The following is an 18,693-nucleotide window of genomic DNA, read 5'->3' on the forward strand; positions in this document are numbered from 1 at the left end:
CCCAAAAAGAATATCTCACAAAGAGATGTTCTTTTTTTGCACATTTCGTAAACTTTATATTTACTTTTGGTTAACCACTTGCTACACTACACTCATGGTTAACCCTAGAAATAAAAAAAGTTTACGAGGTGAATAAAAAATGAAACACTCTATTCATGAACAAGTCTTAGCAGCCTGTTTTGCTGCAGTAATTGCCATTTTTGCTCAAGTAACAATCCCCCTTGGCTTTGTCCCTTTGACATTACAGACCTTTATTGTCGGCGTGGTCGCCAGCTTGCTTGGCAGCAAAGTCGGTACTTGGTCTGTAGGTATCTATCTCCTATTAGGTGCGATTGGCTTACCAGTATTTGCTGGAGGAGCGAGTGGCATTGGCGTACTTTTTGGACCGACTGGTGGTTATTTATTGTCATTCCTACTGGCAGCTTTTGTTATTGGCAAAATAATCGAACTCACCAATGAATCTTTTTGGTACGTCTTGCTTGCAAATAGTGTAGGCACTTTGCTTTCATTGCTTATCGGGACGATTTGGCTTCAGTTTGCGGTACACATCACGTCCGTACAAGCATTCACTCAAGGCTTCTTGCCATTTATTCTTGCCGGTGTCATCAAAACGATTGCTTCTACACTTGTTGCTCGCTTATTATATAGCCGCTTACCGAAGAAACTCGTTCCCATCTTTTCACAAAATTAAAAAAATTGAGACATACTTGTGCTACAAAAAAAGTGATTCACCCTTAGTTACTACGAAAAAGACCAAACCATCCAAACGGTTGAAAAAAACTGCTGGATGGTTTGGTCTTTTAGCTATAGCAAAATATTAAGGCTTTGCTAAGTGAACGCAGCTTACTCGTGAAGCAATTGAAAGAGTGGTAGCAAGGTTTGGTATGTCGCAAGCATTGTCTCTTTGGCTTTGGCTGGCGTTTGCCAGATGGGGTCATTTCTTTTTATAATGCGGCCGATTTGCAGTTCACTTTTTTTCACAGTAGCAAAACGTTCCAACAATGAGTCCATTTCTTTTAATCCATATACTGTTGGTTGCGTATGATCTGGTGATAGCACAAAATCTTTGGGTAAATTTTGCACTAGGTCTTTGTGGTCGGTTAGTCGCTGGGCTAGCTGATCTTTTACTTTCGGCTGATCAATGATTGACAGCCACAAGCCAACATAATCATCCCAAATTGCCAATTGAAAATGGGCTTCCATTTTGTAGCCACGTTTTTGTGTGCCTATTGCTAGCCAAGTACTCTCTGGTGGGTAGACCGTCCGTCTGCGATGCTGCGCAATATGTAAATAAAGTGGCTGCCCAACTTTTTCTTCAAGCTGCACGCGTATCTCTTCTCCCACCGCTTGAAAAACTGGTTGAATGCTGGCACGAATAGCGGCCATCCTTTCATCTAATCCTGCAATCTCAAATACTTCAAAGCTTTGTTCAGTAAACATCCGTTGCATTCCTTTCTTACTTTTCTTCTTCATAAGGAAGAATGGTTAGCGCTGCTTTTAATTCTTGTTCCACTATTTCTGGATACAAACGATACATTTCTTTCGCTGATTGTTGCCATTCACGCTTGAGTGCTGCCATAGTCAGCTGCTTTTGTTGCTTTTGCTTTAAAGCCTCACGCATACTCCGCCACTCATATGCATAGCCCAATGGCCGACACTCATAATGTATGCCTCCAACTTGGACCGAGCCAAAGCGGTGATGCGTATGACCAAAGACCAATGCTTTGATTTGAAGAAATTCTGTTGCCATCTGGCCAATCTTTGGCGAACCTAAGAAGGCATTGATTTGATTCCATTTGGCATATTTTCCGGTAAAGGTTTGAACAAATGCCTGATTCGGTACAAAATGCGTACTGACAATCACTCGCTTGTCTTTGGGTACTGTGCGCATGATTGCTACAAAGTTGTCCGCAATCTGTTGCATCACCACAGGATCCCTTGCCTCTCGCTGGATGAAACGATCATACCACGCTAATTTTTTCAGTCGTTCAAAATCACGGGTCGCCCCTTCAACAAAGGAATAATCATACCACCCATTTATACCTAGTAGCCATGTTGTGTCGGACAAGGCAAAAAAGCGAAAATTTAAAAATCTTGGATCCAAATAGTGCTCAATCTCACCCTCGGTCAGGTCCGCCATTTCATGATTTCCCCAATGAAATGTCGTCGGAAAATAATTACTAAGGTAATCCACAAAAGCTAACGCTTATTGCTTAGTATTCGCGATATCCCCTGCTAAATGAACATGATCGATATGTTCATCTAGCAATAGCTTAACCAGCATGGCCCACTCCGTTTCAGCAAGTTGATTGATATCGATATGCACATCCGATAACACGGCTAATCGCTTCAACCGATGTCCTCCCTTTCTTTTCGTATGATGGGGATATTGGGTGATAGAATTCCTCCATCTGATTTAAGCTGTAGTCGCTTGTAGCTAGGCTCAATCATCAAGCAATTGACTGCATCAAGCAAGAATGTGCCTGACGGTTTGACAAAGACTGGACCAATTTCTGTCGGTAACTGAATTGAATAATCTGCTAGTAATTCTGCATCGATTGCCTCTGAGACAAGCAATAACCGAAAGCCACTGTTCAACTGGCAAGAGACCGCATGATCGACAAAAGGGCCATGACCATCTTCATTGTCTAATAAGAGACGATCACCCGTTTTGAGCTTGGCTTGAATCACTGCTTGTGCTTCACTTGAAATGCTTAGTTCCATCGTTATCCCTCTTTTCTATCTTTTCTCTAGTCTATCAAACTTTTGGGCATTCGGATAAAAGAAAGGCTTCTCCATTTCGCTTTTTCTTTCAATTCTTGCTATAATTTTTAATAAGAAAGAGAGGGATTCTTATGGCCGATGACTTGCAACAACATTTAGACAACAGTCTTTACGGAACGCCTCAGCTCAAACCGGATGAACAACGCAAATACTTAGGTACATTTCGTGAACGCTGTTATTTGCAAATGACGTTAGCGCAAATGCGCAATCAAGCCTTACAAGACTGCTTGAAAACGCACGTCACAGATTTTGAGGATGCACATTGTCTGATGAACAATCAAGTATCCGACACTCTTCAAGCTGATTATATCAAGATACTAGCGGCTGCAGCGATTCCTTTTACCATCGTGTCGAGTAGTCAAAAAAGCGATGATGCGATTGGCTTGCTGCTTGTCGCAAGTGAAGCCGTCGATGAATCAATCATCGATATAGCTGAAAAGTATCCGACTAACGAGTCAAAGCCCACTTCTGAAAAGAAACCATCTTTTTGGGGGAAACTTTTTGACTAACACAGCTATGCGGGTGAGACAGAATCATTCAGTTCCAAGCAAAAGACCAGGAAATCCAGAAGTTGTTTCGCCAACTTTTGGATTTCCTGGTCTTTTTTTCTAGCAGCTACTTTTGTCACTCTATGATTTTATTATTGGCCTATCTCTTTGATTCGTTCTGGAAACAATAACTTTAAAACATCCATCGTCAAGCGCTGACCAGCCCCGCTATACGGAAAGACATGCATGTGCATCGCCGGATTAAAGTTGGCTTCGATAATACCGTATGCTCCTGGATTACTTGCTGGCTGATTCTTATCTGGAATGATCAAGTCAATTCCTGAAATCACTGCGCCAAGAGCAGCTACCGCTGAAATCGCCAATTCTTTGTAGTCTTCAGGAAATTCATCGGTCACATCGATGGAGTCGCCACCAGTGCTGACATTTGAATTCTCTCGTAAGTAGACCGTCACACCTTCTTCAGGCACAGCTGTTGGCGTGTACCCTTGTTCTTTTAACATCAATTTTTCGAGGTCGCCAAGCTGGATGCATTCCAGTGGGGCGCGATGGTTCGTCCCTCTTAGTGGATCATTATTTTTCTCAGCTACTAATTCCGCAATCGAATGCACACCATCTCCCACGACATTCGCAGGTACTCGTAATAAAATAGCTTTCACTTGACCGTCTATCACAAAGAAGCGATACTCTGTGCCGGGCAAAAATTCTTCAATCAAAATCGCCGTATCCTCGGCAAAGGCAATCCGGACCGCTTCTCGGAAATCAGCGAACGCTGGTGTATCTTTAAAAATGGAAATTCCTAGTCCATAATTGGTTGTTTTCGGCTTCACGACAAAGCCGTGATCAGAGTATTCATGAAATGCAGCCAAGGCTTGTTCTTCACTTTCGTATTCACCACCACTAGGCACGACAAAGCCGGCTTGCGCCAAGACTTTCTTGGTCACCGTTTTATTGGCCATAATCAAAGGCGCGATATAGGTGTCTTTACTGGTCATATTGGCGTTTTTGACATATTCGACATGCTCTTGTGCTGAAAGCTGAACAAACTGATCCTCTTCATCCAATACATTGACCGACAATCCCTTTTGAATCGCATCAAATAACAGAATTTGCGTCGATAGTTCCATGGACCGGAAACCAGCTAATTGATACGGCTTTTCCCATGCTTTTTGCTCATAAGACTTCCCAATTGCTGTCGCTTCTTTGGCTTGTGTCTGCTGTTTTGCTTGTTGATACCAACGACCAGCCAATGTCTTGGTAGGATCTTCGATGGCCTGTTGTACCTGCTCAAGCAATTCTTCTGAGACATCCATGCGTGTGGTTTGGATAAACGTCTTCAATTCAGCAAACAAGGCTTTGGCTTCCTCTTGATAAGCCGACTCTTGTAATGGATGTTCCAAGGACACGACATTGTTTTTTAGCGAACCTTTTTTGATGGCTTTTTCATCTGTCACTTCTTCTTTGACTAGTAAAAAGAGCAAATACAGATGCAAGAAAGCCACTTGCTCTTCAGAGATACCATATGGAGCAAAAGGATTAAGGTCAAGATTTCGTAATTCAATATAATGAATGCCGACTTGTTCTAGGTCACTGACTTTTTTCCCACCTCGTAAGCGGACAGAAGAGTAGAACTCTTTCTCCTCAGAAAGCTTCCCATCTTCTACCATTTGTTGCAAGTCTTCTAAGTAGTGTGGCAAGGTATCGTATCGGACTTGCACATCGTCATGGTTTTTGTACCCAAAGGAACTATTTCTCAGCGAACGGACTGGTTCTTTCGGTCCAGCTGCTCCGACAAAAAAGTTTGGTTCACTTAAGGGCGATGCACCAAATAAATAGGTGATAAACCAGCGATAGCTTAAATAGTTTCTCGTTACTTTCAAATAGACATCTGTCTTGAATTGTTGGTAGTCTTTTTCTTCTGTTTGTTGGGCAAACATGCGCTGGAGCAGCTCATCGCCAAACTCAAAATTAAAGTGAATCCCACTCATCATTTGTTTGCGACGTCCATATGTTTTCGCCAAGTACCGACGATAAAGTACGTCCTCAAATTTTTCCAACTTAGCTAGTCGAATTTCTTCTTCTTTTTGTGGCAAACGTGGGGGCATGCTTAATGGCCAAAGCATTTCTTTGTCCTCTAATGAGCGATAGCAGACATCATGGATAGCAGCTAAATACCGAAATAACTCTGGAATCGACTGACATACAGGTGTAATCAACTCCACTTGTGTTTCGGCGAAATCCGTTTGAATATATGGATGATACGTTCGATTGCCTAATGCTTTCGGGTGATCTGTCGCAACCAATTGGCCCGCTTCAGTCACACGTTGACTTTCTCGTTCAATTCCATACCTTGCTTTCCAAAGAAAGGGCTGAACGTTTCCTTCTAATAGTAGTGCGCGATAATCCATACTTACACCTCTTATTTCATACTGTCATAGACCCATTATAGCAAAGATAATCAAAAAAGGAGTAGTAGAACTTGTGAACTTGGTGATAATAAAAACTGCGTGTGTACGAATAGGCTCTCATCTAGTCGTACACATGCAGCGTTTCGTTATTCTTCTTTCAACAATCCTTTAAAGAGACCAATGACAAATTCATTTGGATTAAATGGTTCCAAATCGTCAATGCCTTCACCGAGTCCTACAAGTTTGACAGGTAGATGTAATTCGTTGCGAATCGCTAATACGATACCACCTTTAGCTGTACCATCAAGCTTGGATAATACGAGACCGGTCACGTTGGTTGTTTCTTTGAATTGTTTGGCTTGAACCATCGCATTTTGACCTGTCGTAGCATCTAAAACAAGCAACACTTCATGTGGTGCCGTTGGTTCTTCGCGTTGGATGATGCGTTGAATTTTTTCTAATTCATTCATCAAGTTCACTTTGTTTTGCAGACGGCCGGCCGTATCAATCAATAAGACATCCACTTGCTCTTCTTTCGCGCGACGCATCGCATCAAATACCACCGCCGCTGGATCACCGCCCGCATTGCCGCGAACGACTTCGACACCCGCACGCTCGCCCCAGACCACTAATTGATCAATGGCCCCCGCTCGAAAGGTATCTGCAGCCGCAAGCATGATTTTTTTCCCTTCTTGCTTCAACTGGTGCGCTAGTTTACCGATACTAGTCGTCTTACCGACTCCATTCACCCCAACAAATAACATCACCGTCAAGCCATCTGGTTGGATGGCTAGCTCGTTTACTTCATCCATGCCTTCTTCTTCATAGAGATTGACTAGCTTTTCAATGATCGCATTTTGCACTTCAGCTGGCTTTTTCGCATTGCGTAATTTGACTTCTTGACGCAATGATTCAGAAATGCGAATGGCCGTGTCAAAGCCCACATCAGCGCCAATCAACGTCTCTTCTAATTCTTCAAAAAAATCTTCATCCACCGTACGGAAATTGGCAAATAATTCATTCATTCTCTCGCCAAAGGTCTTACGTGTTTTTTCTAGCCCTTTGTCGTATTTTTCTTGGACGGTATCTACCGTTTCTTCAGGTGTTTCACCGGTAAAGGCGCGCTTAATTTTATCAAAAAAACCCATCATTTCCCTCCTATCCTAAGACATACTCACTTACTATTTTTGCGACGCCATCTTCTTCATTGGTCGCCGTTACGACATCAGCTGCTTCTTTGACAGCCGAAATGGCATTGCCCATCGCGACACCGACACCGGCATACGCAATCATCGACAAATCATTTTCTTCGTCCCCAATCGCCATAACTTCAGCTGGCTCAATCCCTAATTCTTGAGCTAAAAGCTGAATACCATATGCTTTGGTGACTCCTTTTGGCATAAATTCCAATAGATTGCTACGCGTTTTGATGACTTCGTAGCGTTCTTTAAATTCCGCTGGTATCTTGGGAATCCATTGATCGAGTTCTTCTTGATCATAAGCAACGACGGCTTTATTGTACAGTGTCTTGACTGATACAGATTGTTTGTCAGTTGGTTGAAAGACAAGTAATGGATTTAGTGTTGGATAAATCGTTTGATGCGTAGGTGACGTTGGGAAACAGAGCACCACATCATCGGCCAGTACATCAAGCGGCATATCCATCGTTTCAGCTACTGCCAATAAGTCTTGCACATCGGCTACGGATAAGGTTTGTTTGTCCACGATTTCGCCAGTATCATTTTTTTGCACCAAGCCACCATTAAATGTAATGCTATAATCGCCTGAACTTCTTAAATCAAGTACATCCAAATAGGGCAATATCGCCTTTAAAGGTCGACCGGTACACAATACAATTTTTACCCCTTTAGCTTTCGCTTGTGCTAAAACTTCTTGATTGGTTTTTGAAATTTCTTTTTTGTCATTTAGCAGCGTTCCATCTAAATCAATTGCGATTAATTTAATCATTTGCGACTCCTTTTTTGGTGATTTTCCCATCTTCTTTGACGTCTTCTAAGCGAACGGATAGGACTTTTGAGACGCCCGATTCTTCCATTGTGACACCATACAAGACATCGGCTGCTTCCATCGTTCCCTTACGGTGTGTCACGACAATAAATTGGGTATGGTGATGTTCAGATTGTAAATAGCGGCCAAAGCGTACCACATTGGCTTCATCCAACGCCGCTTCCACTTCATCTAAGATACAAAATGGCACTGGTCTTACTTGAATAATGGCAAACAACAATGCGATGGCTGTCAATGCCCGCTCGCCGCCGGATAAAAGACTCAAGTTTTGCAATTTTTTGCCAGGTGGTTGGGCTTCAATCTCAATGCCTGTATTTAGTAAATCATCAGGATTGGTGAAAAGAAGCTCTGCCTTCCCACCGCCAAACATATTCGGAAAGACTTGTTGGAATTGCTCACGAATCGCATAAAAAACTTCTGAAAAACGTTGTTTGACTTCTTCATCCATTTCATCCATTGTCGCACAGAGTTGTTCTTTGGCATCCAATAGATCATCGCGCTGAGTGGTCAAAAATTCATAGCGTTCATTGACTTGCTCAAACTGGTCGATGGCCTGCAGATTGATTGGCCCTAGGTGGGTGATTTTTTGCTTTAATTGCTGAATCACTTGCTGCGCATCATCGGCAATGACGTGTTGGCCGTATTGATAAAGTGCTTGATCTACAGATAGCTGATAGGTTTCTGCTAAATAGTGGGCTCGATTATCAATCGTCACCATCAAGCGATTGTTTTCAATTTCGGCTTGTTTTTGCTTACCGAGTACCTCTTTTTGCTCCCGATAGGATTGCGCCAATGTAGCGTCTTGTTTACGGATTTGCTCGTGTAGTTGATAGCGTTGTTCACGCTTTTCTTGTAATTCTTGCTGCACGCTTTGCTTATTGGCTTGGAGTGTCAAGACTTGAGCACGCAAGGTCTCTGATGTCTCTTCTTGGTTACTATCATCGAGCGACAGCGCAGCTAATTGGCGTTCCAGTGTGGCTTGACGTTGCTGCTGCTCTTGAATCGTTTCATCTAGTTGGAAAATCGCTTGTTGCAAATGACTGACTTTTTCTTTCGTCACTGCCGTTTTCGCTTGCAATGTGGCCAGTTCTTGACGTACCGTTTGCCGGCGAATTTCAATGCCGTCTTCTTCCTCATTGAGCGTTTGAATATCTAGTTGGATTCGCGTAAGTGTCTCTTGAATCTCGATTTGCTCTTTGGCAAAAGCTTCATTTTTTTCTTCATACTCTGCCAAAAAGGTTTGCCATTCGCGCCATTCATATTGAGCAATTTGTTGGTCTTTTTTCAAGCGCTCGACTTCCGCTTGTAGGACTTGCTTTTGTGAGACCCATTCTTGTTCCTGTGACTGCCGCTCCGTGCCAGACTGGCGACCGTCCTCTAAGGCCTGATTTGTCGTATTCAGTAACGCTTGCAACTCTTGCACATAGGCTTCGGTCGCTTGCAATTGGCTGTCTCGTTGACTGACGAGTTGGGTCAATTGTTCTAATTCTTTGCCTTGTGAAAACAGTGTTTGTTGTTGGCGCTTATTGGCACCACCAGTCATTGATCCACCGGCATTCATCACATCGCCTTCTAGCGAGACTATGCGATAGCGAAATTGAAAGATACGCGCAATACGATTGGCACTTGCCAAATCTTCGGCAATTAAGACTGTCCCCAGTAAGTGGCGGACAACATTGGTCAGTTCGGCCTCATAGGTCAGTAACTCACTGGCAATACCGACAAATCCTTGAAGCCCTTGCGCTTGTTGCTGCACAGCTTCCGGAAGCGTACGTGCCTTGATTGTCGTCAGCGGCAAGAACGTCGCACGACCAGCTTTGCGCTCTTTTAAGAACGTAATGGCCTGTCTGGCATCTTGTTCATCCGTCACGACAATGTGTTGCATCGCCCCACCTAAAGCTGTCTCAATGGCTAACGTGTAATCCCCTGGCACCTTAATCAGCTCGGCCACCGCACCTAAAATACCAGAAAGTTGTTGGCGGTGTTGCAAGGCAATCCGCACACCTTGGTAGTATCCGGTGTAATTTTCTTGCAGATCTTGCAAGCTTTTTTGTCTTGCTTTGGCTTGCTGTAGCTCACTCATTAGCTGGTACATTTGCTTTTGGGCTACGAGCAATTTTTGTTGTGTCTCTTTACTTGTTGCTTGTAGCTGACTATACTCTGTGCGCTGAGCTTGCAATGCGTTGCGCTCTTGAGTGATTTTTTCAGTTAGCTCACCTAATAAGGCTTCTTTTTCAGTCAAGATTTGCCTATAGTGTTGTTGGTCAGTGGCATTTTGTTGGTTTTTATACGTTTCTTGTTGGTATTGGCGTTCAAGATACTTGCGCTCATTGCTGACGTTGGCTTGCTTTTGCATCCATTCGACATATTGTCCACGTAGCTCTTCTACTAGTTCTTTCGTTGACTTTTCATACTTGCTTAATTCCTGTTGCGTTTGCTTCAGCTGCTTATCGAGTGTTTGTAATTCCCCATTTTGCTGAGAAAGCTGAGCAATTTGCGTGGATTTTTGCTCTTCCAATGCGTCTAACTTTTCTTCCACATCGGCTAATAATTCCTGGTATTCTTGGCTACTTTTTAGTGTATGCTTGGAGCGCTCAGCTAAGACTTCTTGCTTTCCTTCCGCCTGCTTCAATGTCTCCACTAACGAAACCAGTTCTTGATTACCTGCTTCAAGCGCTTCATCGAGCTGCTCCCGTTCGCTACGAGCACGGAGCAAGAGCTCTTCTTTTTGCAAAATCGCGCCTTGTAAGTCTTCTAATTTCTCAGCTGCATCTTGCAAACGAAGCTGGATCTCATCCGATGATTGCTTGGCTTTCACAACTTCTTGTACTGTGTAAGCCACATCGACACCTGTCAATTCTTCTTTTAACTTAACATAAGCTTGTGCGGTCTCTTTTTGTTCCCGTAAAGGCGCTAACTGTTCTTCTAATTCGTAGACAATATCTTGCACCCGATGGAGATTGTCTTGCGTTTCGTTTAGCTTGGCCTCCGCTTGTTTCTTTCGCGTCTTATATTTTAAAACACCAGCCGCCTCTTCAAAAACTCCACGACGGTCTTCTGGCTTACTGCTAAAAATCGCCTCGACTTTGCCTTGTGAAATAATAGAAAAGGACTCTTTCCCTAAGCCAGAGTCCATAAATAATTCTTGAATATCTCGTAGGCGACACGCTTGCTTATTCAAAAAGAAGTCACTCTCACCCGTCCGTCGCAAACGTCGCGTGACGCTCACTTCGGTATACTCAATCGGCAAGTAATTGTCACTATTGTCTAAAACAATCGTCACTTCTGCGATATTCAATGGCTTACGTGATTCAGAACCTGCGAAAATAATATCTGGCATTCGTCCGCCACGTAAGCTTTTTGCAGAAGATTCGCCTAGCACCCAACGAATGGCTTCGGTAATGTTGCTCTTTCCGCTACCATTCGGTCCGACAATGGCCGTCACTTGATCTTCAAATTGAATCGTTGTTCGATTGGCAAATGATTTAAACCCTGCCACTTCAATTCTTTTTAAATACACCTTGTTTCCTCACTTATTCATTCAACTGACGGAGCGCATTTGCTGCTGCATCTTGTTCCGCTGCTTTTTTTGATTTCCCTTGGCCACGACCAATTAATTGTCCATCACAATACACTTCTGTCCAAAACACCCGCTCATGAGCCGGGCCTTCTTCGTTGGTCAAGCGATAGTCGATAAAGACATCGCCGGCACGTTGCAATACTTCTTGTAATTTTGTTTTGTGATCCATCTCATGTGAAAAAGCACCTGCATCCACTTTAGGAAAGACAACCTTTTTTAAAAACTGATTGACTGCCTCTAACTCTTGATCTAAATACAATGCTCCTAGAAAAGATTCGAATAAGTCACACAACAATGAATTGCGTTGTCTTCCACCTGAATTTTCTTCCCCTTTTCCTAAGCGAATGTATTGATCGAAACCACACTCACGGGCAAACTCAGCCAAAGAATCTTCTCGGACCATCGATGCCCGAAGTTTCGTTAATTTTCCTTCAGGTATCTCTGGAAATTTGCGATACAAATATTGAGACACGAGTAACTCTAAGACAGCATCTCCCAAAAATTCTAAGCGCTCGTTATCAGATAATGCCATATTCCGATGCTCATTCACATAAGATGAATGGGTAAATGCTTGTTCCAGTAACCCAATCTCTTGAAAAACAATTTGGTAGTTTTCTTTTAAACTTGTTACGAACTGATTATCCATTTCATCCATTCCTTTAACTATATTTCGATGGCGCTAGCTCAGGCCATATGGTTCATTATACCAAAATGCATCCATCCTGTTAACTATTGTCCTCATCTCCTACAAGCAAATGTCAGAATAAAAAATCCCGCCCATTTACATGGACAGGAAAAAGCTGTTACCGATAGTTGAGTGGGTTAGTTTAGACTAATAAGCTACCAAAAGTTGGTACGATGACGGTGACAATCACACCTACGACTACTAAAGCAATACTCCCCATTGATGTTTCGACTTCACCCATATCTTTAGCCGCTGATACGCCTAGTGAGTGACCTGCAGTCCCCAATGCTAACCCACGAGCAATTGGGTCTTTAATGTGAAAGAGTTTTACGAGTGGTTTCGCTAATGCATAGATGATGACACCATTTAAAATACAAGCCAATGAAGTTAACTCAGCCGATCCACCCATCGCAATGGATGTTGGCATCGCGATAGCTGTAGTTGCTGCTTGTGGCAACATGGAAGCAGTCACGACTTTTCCTAAATTCATGATAGAAGATACAAGATAAATACCATAGATGGCTACCACACTACCTAATGTAATCCCACCCATAATTTGGAACCAATATTTTTTTAACACATCACGCTTTTTGTATAGTGGAATGGCAAAACAAACTGTCGCTGGTTCAAGGAAGAAGCTAATGATTTGGCCACCTTTGTTGTAATCGGCAAAGGAAATTCCAGTTGCAGCTAGTGTTGCAATCCCTAAAATCATGGCCACAAAGAGTGGCGCAAAAAGGAAGAAACCATTCGTTTTTTTGAATAAGATTTGTCCGATAAAAAATGTTCCTACTGATAATAAGACACCGAAGATTGGGGTTTGTTGAAACAATTGAATGATTTCTTGCATCTTAATGCACCTCTTTTATTGTTTGATTCGCTAATAAGTTTGGCGTAGCTGGTTCCTTGGTTGCTGCTTTTTTAGGATTGAATTTCAATAACAATTGCGTTACCCAACCCGTACCGAGAAGTAACAAGACTGTTGAGATAAAAATTAATAAAATATCTAAAACAAAATTGGCCTTTAGCAGCTCAAATGAATTAATAACTGAGATACCCGCTGGAACGAAAAACAATCCGATATTATCAACCAGCGCATCGCCTACTTTTTCGACTTGTTCTAATTTCACAATTTTCAAGCAAAGGGCTACAAATAATAAAACCAATCCGATCACTGACGATGGCATCGTAAATGGCACCAAAAGCTCGATTACTTTAGAAATAAGAATAATTGCACCAATTACAACACTTTGATACATAATAGAATACGTTTTTTTCATTTGAGACAGCTCCTTTTTTGTTCTCTCTTTATGGATCTATCATAATAAAAAAAAAGCCATTACGGCTTTTTTTAGTACAAAACGCTATGAATTTGGTATGAAATGCAGAATTACGCTCGTGAAATACTATACATTACTACAAACCGACTGCTTCTTTGAATGATTTTAAATATGAGCGGCTGACAGGTACCTTGCCACCGTTGTTCATCGTCACTTGATAGGTTTGATTGAACCATGGTTGAATTTCCTTGATTTCATGAATATTGATAATATAACTCCGATGCACCCGCAAAAACATCGCTGCTTGCAACGCTTTTTCGATGGATGCTAGCGTAGTCGTTGTTTGATAGACAGCAGTTTTGGTATGGACACTCGTCTGCTTGCCTTCAACCTCACAATAAAGAATTTCCCCATACGGTAACAGATAGATGCGTTCATCTGTTTCAATAGTCAAGCGCTCGGGATTTTTTTCTATTGGTTTAGATGGTACAGCTTGCTGATTGGCAGTCAGTATTTGTTGGGCTTTGGTGACAGCCTTTTGGACTCTAGCCTGCTCAAATGGCTTCAGTAAATAATCAATCGCATTGACCTCAAATGCTTCCAATGCATGATTGTCGTATGCAGTAGCGAATATAATCAGTGGCGGATTTGGTACTTGTACGAGCTTTTTCGCTAGATCCAGACCACTCTCATCTGTCAAATGAATATCCAGAAATAGCAAATCCGGCTTTTCCGTAAGTAATAAGCGAAAGGCATCTTCAATCGATTCCCCTTCATAGATGGCTTCTGCTTCAGCGGTCTGCTCTAGTAAATAGTGCAATTCCATGCGTGCCAATGGTTCATCATCGATAATTGCGACTTTCATTTGCATCCTCCTTCAATTTTAATGGTATTGTCATGGCAAATACACTTCCTGTCTCATCTGAATGAATGACCAGTTGAGCTTTTTCCCCAAAGAGACTAAGCAAGCGACGATTTAAGTTTTCTAACGCTGATCCAGTCCCCTTGCTAGATGAGACAACTTCTTTTCCTAATTTTGCTAGCTTCTCCTGAGGAATGCCCTGCCCATTATCCTTTACTTGTAACAATAGTTCGCCAGTTTCATTCAAAGAAGCTTGCACCAAGACTTGGTTGTCTTGTTTTCGCCCAGCAAATGCGTGCTTCAAGGCATTTTCTACTAAAATTTGAATGACAAAAGGTGGAATCTCTGCTTTCATGAGCGTGTCGGGAACATCAATCGTAATATGGTAACGATTTGGAAAGCGTGCTTGCTCAATGGCAAGATACGCTTGTAGATGACTCAATTCTTCGGCAATCGGAATCACATTGTTGCGAGTACCGTTTAAGTTTGCTCGGAAATAATGCCCCAATTGCAACAGCAAATGTCGAGCCTTCTCGCTATCGATACGAATCATCGCTGAAATAGTATTGATTGCATTAAATAAAAAATGAGGATTGACTTGGGCTTGCAGGGATTTAATTTCAGCATCTTTTAACAAGCGTTGCTCATTGTCCATTTCCCCTAATTCAATTTGCGAAGAAAAAATTTCGCCCAATCCCTCTGCCAGTTGCTCTTCCACATAGGTGAGATCATCAGCATTGGTGAAGTACAACTTGAACGTCCCTACTACTTGCCCTTTTACAAAGAGCGGTACCACTATCGCTGCAGCCAATGGACAATTCGGATCACTACATCCAATAGCTTCTTTCGTTCGTACCACATGCAATTTTCCAGTCTTCAACACTTCTTTAGACAAATCAGTAATGATTTCTTTGGTCGGAATATGGTGATCACTGCCCGCACCCACGTGAGCTAAAATCCGATAACGATTGGTGACGCTAACGGCAGACACGCGCATGATTTTTTTAATTTGTAACGCTGTTTGTGTTGCTGACTCTTCCGTTAACCCTTGACGAAAATAAGGCAACGTCGTATTCGCCAACTCTAATACATCATGGGTCTGAACGGCTTTTGTGCTTTCTTCTTGTTTTAACGTTCCTAGAACAATCGACAAAAAGATTCCCGTCCCCAGTGCATTCACTAATACCATGGGCACTGCAATGGTTTGAATTAACGATATTGCTTGCTCTTTATTTGGTAAAAAAATAAAGATACAAAGCATCTGAATGACTTCCATCAAAGCACCACAAAGGCTCCCTTGCCAAATTTTCGGATAGCGTTTCTTTTTCAAGCTTACTCTTCCTAAAAGTCCTGAAGAAAAACCAATCAGCATGGACGAAATAAAGTACGTATATGGCGCGCTTCCTCCTTGCAACCAACGGACAGTACCCGAAATTAACCCGACAAAAAAGCCGACAAATGGGCCACCGATTAGACCAGACATACCAATCGTCAGTGTTCGCGTATTTGCAATAGATGAATGATTCGACAAAATAACCAAGCCGCCTTGATCAAACTGAATCGACTCTGACACGACGACTCCCGTGAAATTACTAATAATGGCAAAAATACTAAAGGTCCCTATCAATACCAATTGTGCATGAAGGGTATCTCGTTCGTACATCACTTTTTTATAAAAAGGACTAATCATCAATAAATTAGCCAATAGAATAATCAAACCCACCCGTTCCAATAACGGCAATAGCAATGAAATCATCTAGCCACCTCTTTTCGTGTTTCATTATAACAAAAAAACTACCCACTCACGAGTGGGTAGTTCCTTGACAAATTGGCTTAACGATTTTCTGAAGTTACGCCAACTTCTGCAAATACGTTGTGGTCAAGGTCACGAGAGATATCGTAACCTGTCACACGATCAGATACTGGTGTCACATCAAAGCTATAAGTTGTTGGAATAACAAATGCTTGATCATTCGCATATTCTTGCCATTCTTTATAGATTTTCGCTGCTTTTTCATCATCAAATGCATCTTTTGAAGACATTTCTTTGATTAGTTTCGTATTTTCATCCGATACGAAACGAGTGAAGTTAAATTTAGCATCTTCACCGTATAAGCCAGATTGATCTGGGTCATAACCAGTTGACCAACCCGCTTGGTACATATCGATCGAAGGATCATCATTTTGAACCTTGTCATAGAAGCTGTTTACTTCAATTAGACGTCCAGTTGCCAATTTCACATCTAGGCCAACTTCTTTCCAAGCTTGGATGTAGTATTCAGCTAGTGATTTAGCTGTTGTTCCACCATCACGGAAAGCAAAGTTAATTTCTAATTTCTTACCATTTTTGTCTTCGCGGTAACCATCGCCATCTGTGTCTTTGTAACCAGCATCATCCAATAATTTTTTGGCTTTCTTCACATCTTGGGCGTAGCCTTTCAAATCTTTGTCATATTTGGTACCAAACGCAGGTACGATTAAAGAGTTGGCACGAGTTTGTAAGCCGTTGTATAATTTTTGCGCAATTGCTTCGTTATCAATAGCATATCCGATTGCTTGACGCAATGATTTATCAGCCATTTTTGAGCTTGAATCATATACGTTGACACCTTTTTCGCTGTCCCATTTACCAAGTTTGAAACCAATATAATTATAAGAAGTAGCTTGTTGACCTAATAATTCATAGCCACTTAAATCTTTCCATGATGTATATTCAGAACTTGGCATACCTTGATAAATATCAAATTCTTTTGATTTCATTGAAGCTGTTGCTGAAGATGTTGGTACAGTCTTCATGACAATCTTCGAAAGTTTTGGTGTGCCACCATAGTAGTATTTATTTGGTGTAAATTCAACAGATTCACCAGCAGTAATTTTGCTGATTACATACGGACCAAATGTAACTGGGTTTTTACGAACTGGATCAGATGAAGCCATATCTTTTATAGCGATACCATCAAAGGTATGTTTTGGCATAGCGTATCCAAGAACACCAGAACTTGCATTTTGTAGCATTGATGGTGTCATTTCTTTATAGGTAATTTGAATTTCTTTGTCGTTTACTTTTTTGATTCCTGAAATCGTGTCCGCTTTCCCATCATGGTAGTCTTCCATACCGACAATATTTTTCATAGAAGAGTCATAACGAACACCAGTGTAATCTTTGTTACCAATTACAAGGTAAGGAAATTCTAAATCATCCGCATTAACATCTTTGCCATCGTTCCATTTAACACCATCAGTCATCGTGATCGTAACTGTTTTTGCATCTTCATCAAATTTGATTTTCGCTGCGCCGTCAGTCATTTTTAGATCTTTATCTGTGTTAAACAATCCTTCATTTGCTGGTGAGAAGAATGTTGTATCTAAATTCATTTCACTAAATGTATCAGAGAAAATACCTGTGAAGGCAGTATCTGATACGACACCAATTTCTAGAGTACCATCCTTGATCGCTTCTTTTGTATTGGTTGTTTTTAATTTGAAATCGCCTGTATCGGCAGTTGCGCTATCGCTACTGCTGCTTGTTCCTTTGCTGCTGTTGCCACCGCAAGCTGCTAAAGTCAATGTTAGCCCTGCTACGGTAACCAAACCAAGTAATGCTTTTTTCTTCATTCCTTTTTCCCCCTCTTATTATCCTAATCGTTGACGCGCATCGGCAGAACGCTTAAATGCTTGACCAACATAATTTATACTAAGCATCAAAACCAAAATAAGTAGTGATGCTGGTAGCCATACCCATAATTTTGATGTTAAGACTTCTGCATTTGTCGCATAAGCGATCAATGTTCCCAAACTTGGTGTATTCATTGGTAAACCAAATCCTAAGAAAGTCAAACTTGTTTCAATCCCAATGTTCGCTGCGAAGTTCATTGTTAAGTTCGTAATAATTAATGAACTTAAATTCGGCATCACTTCACGAAACATGATTTTGAAATCAGAAGTTCCTAACGTTTTTGACGCACTTACATAATCGCGGCGGCTTTCAGATAATGTTTTCGCTCGAAATAGCCGCGCTTTACCGACCCAGTAAAAGGCCGACATAATCCATACCAAACTCCATGCAGAGTATTTTGGCACGATTGTTACTAATACAATGATAATTAGCATAATTGGTAAAATCATTACGAAGTCAACAATACGCATCAAAATCGTATCCACGATACCACCATAGTATCCTGAGATAATTCCGACTGCTACCCCAATAATAGAAGTAATAATCGTAATGGCAAACCCAATCATGATTGAATTACGAGCACCGATGACTAGTAGACCAAATACATCGCGGCCCCCTTCGTCAGCTCCTAATAAATAGTAGCGCCCATCCATTGACGTCGAACCAGGTACAGCGTATTTATCAAAAATACTTACTTTCGTGACTGTATCTTGGTTTAAAACAAAACCACCGATAATGGCAATCAATAATACAATAATCAACAGTGCAAGTGAGAACATAGCTAATTTATCTTTGCTAAACTCACGAGCAATCATCCGCATCCCCATAGGTGGAGTAGACACTGTTGTTGCTTGTTTTTCTTGTTTCTTAGACATGTACATCCT

The 18,693-nt window shown here is 41.7% G+C and carries 17 protein-coding genes; 2 read left to right on the forward strand and 15 right to left on the reverse strand.

Going from position 1 to position 18,693, the window contains the following annotated elements; all coding sequences use genetic code 11:
- The first annotated feature begins 139 nt into the window (after positions 1–139).
- Positions 140–691, forward strand: a complete 552-nt coding sequence (locus HMPREF9088_RS02600; protein WP_007207571.1) for a biotin transporter BioY — start codon at positions 140–142, stop codon at positions 689–691.
- Between the two features lie 152 nt (positions 692–843).
- On the opposite strand, the gene HMPREF9088_RS02605 is transcribed toward HMPREF9088_RS02600, so the two are convergent.
- The 4 genes from HMPREF9088_RS02605 to HMPREF9088_RS02615 are packed head-to-tail and all read right to left on the reverse strand — an operon-like array spanning position 844 to position 2,724.
- A complete protein-coding gene (locus HMPREF9088_RS02605; RefSeq protein ID WP_040366162.1) occupies positions 844–1,440 on the reverse strand; it encodes a DUF1054 domain-containing protein in 597 nt (198 codons plus the stop codon).
- Positions 1,441–1,456: 16 nt separating this feature from the next.
- Positions 1,457–2,194, reverse strand: a complete 738-nt coding sequence (locus HMPREF9088_RS02610; RefSeq protein ID WP_007207573.1) for a metallophosphoesterase family protein — start codon at positions 2,192–2,194, stop codon at positions 1,457–1,459.
- A 12-nt stretch (positions 2,195–2,206) separates the two neighbouring features.
- A complete protein-coding gene (locus HMPREF9088_RS11875) occupies positions 2,207–2,353 on the reverse strand; it encodes a metallophosphoesterase (protein WP_007207574.1) in 147 nt (48 codons plus the stop codon).
- Positions 2,350–2,724 (reverse strand): iron-sulfur cluster biosynthesis family protein, encoded by a 375-nt coding sequence (locus HMPREF9088_RS02615; RefSeq protein ID WP_007207575.1) that lies wholly within the window; start codon positions 2,722–2,724, stop codon positions 2,350–2,352. Before HMPREF9088_RS02615 ends, HMPREF9088_RS11875 begins: the two co-directional genes overlap by 4 nt.
- 131 nt (positions 2,725–2,855) lie before the next feature.
- On the opposite strand from HMPREF9088_RS02615, the gene HMPREF9088_RS02620 reads away from it, so the two are divergent.
- Positions 2,856–3,293 carry a YueI family protein gene (locus tag HMPREF9088_RS02620; RefSeq protein ID WP_007207576.1) on the forward strand — a complete coding sequence of 146 codons (438 nt, stop codon included), beginning with the start codon at positions 2,856–2,858 and terminating at the stop codon, positions 3,291–3,293.
- Between the two features lie 131 nt (positions 3,294–3,424).
- Here HMPREF9088_RS02620 and gshAB read toward each other — a convergent pair whose 3' ends face one another.
- The 11 genes from gshAB to HMPREF9088_RS02675 form a co-directional block, all read right to left on the reverse strand.
- Positions 3,425–5,698 (reverse strand): bifunctional glutamate--cysteine ligase GshA/glutathione synthetase GshB, encoded by a 2,274-nt coding sequence (gene gshAB / locus HMPREF9088_RS02625; RefSeq protein WP_007207577.1) that lies wholly within the window; start codon positions 5,696–5,698, stop codon positions 3,425–3,427.
- A 146-nt stretch (positions 5,699–5,844) separates the two neighbouring features.
- A complete protein-coding gene (ftsY, locus tag HMPREF9088_RS02630) occupies positions 5,845–6,846 on the reverse strand; it encodes a signal recognition particle-docking protein FtsY (RefSeq protein WP_040366164.1) in 1,002 nt (333 codons plus the stop codon).
- A gap of 10 nt (positions 6,847–6,856) precedes the next feature.
- Positions 6,857–7,666, reverse strand: a complete 810-nt coding sequence (locus HMPREF9088_RS02635; RefSeq protein ID WP_040366166.1) for a Cof-type HAD-IIB family hydrolase — start codon at positions 7,664–7,666, stop codon at positions 6,857–6,859.
- On the reverse strand, positions 7,659–11,246 hold the full coding sequence (smc, locus tag HMPREF9088_RS02640) for a chromosome segregation protein SMC (protein WP_007207580.1): 3,588 nt from the start codon (positions 11,244–11,246) through the stop codon (positions 7,659–7,661). The genes HMPREF9088_RS02635 and smc overlap by 8 nt, the downstream gene beginning before the upstream one ends.
- A gap of 13 nt (positions 11,247–11,259) precedes the next feature.
- Positions 11,260–11,952: a ribonuclease III gene (gene rnc, locus HMPREF9088_RS02645; protein WP_040366167.1), complete on the reverse strand. Its 693-nt coding sequence runs from the start codon at positions 11,950–11,952 to the stop codon at positions 11,260–11,262.
- A 181-nt stretch (positions 11,953–12,133) separates the two neighbouring features.
- Complete coding sequence (lrgB, locus tag HMPREF9088_RS02650) at positions 12,134–12,841, reverse strand: antiholin-like protein LrgB (protein ID WP_007207582.1); 708 nt, start codon at positions 12,839–12,841, stop codon at positions 12,134–12,136.
- Position 12,842: 1 nt separating this feature from the next.
- Entirely contained in the window at positions 12,843–13,271 is a 429-nt protein-coding gene (lrgA, locus tag HMPREF9088_RS02655) for an antiholin-like murein hydrolase modulator LrgA (protein ID WP_007207583.1), read from the reverse strand.
- 136 nt (positions 13,272–13,407) lie between these two features.
- Positions 13,408–14,136, reverse strand: coding sequence for a LytR/AlgR family response regulator transcription factor (locus HMPREF9088_RS02660; RefSeq protein WP_040366168.1), 729 nt, complete (start codon positions 14,134–14,136; stop codon positions 13,408–13,410).
- Complete coding sequence (locus HMPREF9088_RS02665) at positions 14,114–15,889, reverse strand: sensor histidine kinase (protein ID WP_007207585.1); 1,776 nt, start codon at positions 15,887–15,889, stop codon at positions 14,114–14,116. The genes HMPREF9088_RS02660 and HMPREF9088_RS02665 overlap by 23 nt, the downstream gene beginning before the upstream one ends.
- A gap of 77 nt (positions 15,890–15,966) precedes the next feature.
- Positions 15,967–17,748, reverse strand: coding sequence for an oligopeptide ABC transporter substrate-binding protein (locus HMPREF9088_RS02670; protein ID WP_007207586.1), 1,782 nt, complete (start codon positions 17,746–17,748; stop codon positions 15,967–15,969).
- 18 nt (positions 17,749–17,766) lie between these two features.
- Positions 17,767–18,684 carry an ABC transporter permease gene (locus HMPREF9088_RS02675; RefSeq protein ID WP_040366169.1) on the reverse strand — a complete coding sequence of 306 codons (918 nt, stop codon included), beginning with the start codon at positions 18,682–18,684 and terminating at the stop codon, positions 17,767–17,769.
- Positions 18,685–18,693: the final 9 nt, after the last annotated feature.

Source organism: Enterococcus italicus DSM 15952 (assembly GCF_000185365.1).
In the GTDB taxonomy this organism is placed as follows: domain Bacteria; phylum Bacillota; class Bacilli; order Lactobacillales; family Enterococcaceae; genus Enterococcus_G; species Enterococcus_G italicus.

Coding starts and splice junctions, on each gene's coding strand:
- HMPREF9088_RS02600 (WP_007207571.1), top strand. CDS start 140: ATGAAACACTCTATTCATGAACAAGTCTTAGCAGCCTGTTTTGCTGCA.
- HMPREF9088_RS02665 (WP_007207585.1), bottom strand. CDS start 15,889: ATGATTTCATTGCTATTGCCGTTATTGGAACGGGTGGGTTTGATTATT.
- lrgB (WP_007207582.1), bottom strand. CDS start 12,841: ATGCAAGAAATCATTCAATTGTTTCAACAAACCCCAATCTTCGGTGTC.
- gshAB (WP_007207577.1), bottom strand. CDS start 5,698: ATGGATTATCGCGCACTACTATTAGAAGGAAACGTTCAGCCCTTTCTT.
- HMPREF9088_RS02620 (WP_007207576.1), top strand. CDS start 2,856: ATGGCCGATGACTTGCAACAACATTTAGACAACAGTCTTTACGGAACG.
- HMPREF9088_RS02635 (WP_040366166.1), bottom strand. CDS start 7,666: ATGATTAAATTAATCGCAATTGATTTAGATGGAACGCTGCTAAATGAC.
- rnc (WP_040366167.1), bottom strand. CDS start 11,952: ATGGATAATCAGTTCGTAACAAGTTTAAAAGAAAACTACCAAATTGTT.
- HMPREF9088_RS02670 (WP_007207586.1), bottom strand. CDS start 17,748: ATGAAGAAAAAAGCATTACTTGGTTTGGTTACCGTAGCAGGGCTAACA.
- HMPREF9088_RS02605 (WP_040366162.1), bottom strand. CDS start 1,440: ATGTTTACTGAACAAAGCTTTGAAGTATTTGAGATTGCAGGATTAGAT.
- HMPREF9088_RS02615 (WP_007207575.1), bottom strand. CDS start 2,724: ATGGAACTAAGCATTTCAAGTGAAGCACAAGCAGTGATTCAAGCCAAG.
- HMPREF9088_RS02660 (WP_040366168.1), bottom strand. CDS start 14,136: ATGAAAGTCGCAATTATCGATGATGAACCATTGGCACGCATGGAATTG.
- ftsY (WP_040366164.1), bottom strand. CDS start 6,846: ATGGGTTTTTTTGATAAAATTAAGCGCGCCTTTACCGGTGAAACACCT.
- HMPREF9088_RS02675 (WP_040366169.1), bottom strand. CDS start 18,684: ATGTCTAAGAAACAAGAAAAACAAGCAACAACAGTGTCTACTCCACCT.
- lrgA (WP_007207583.1), bottom strand. CDS start 13,271: ATGAAAAAAACGTATTCTATTATGTATCAAAGTGTTGTAATTGGTGCA.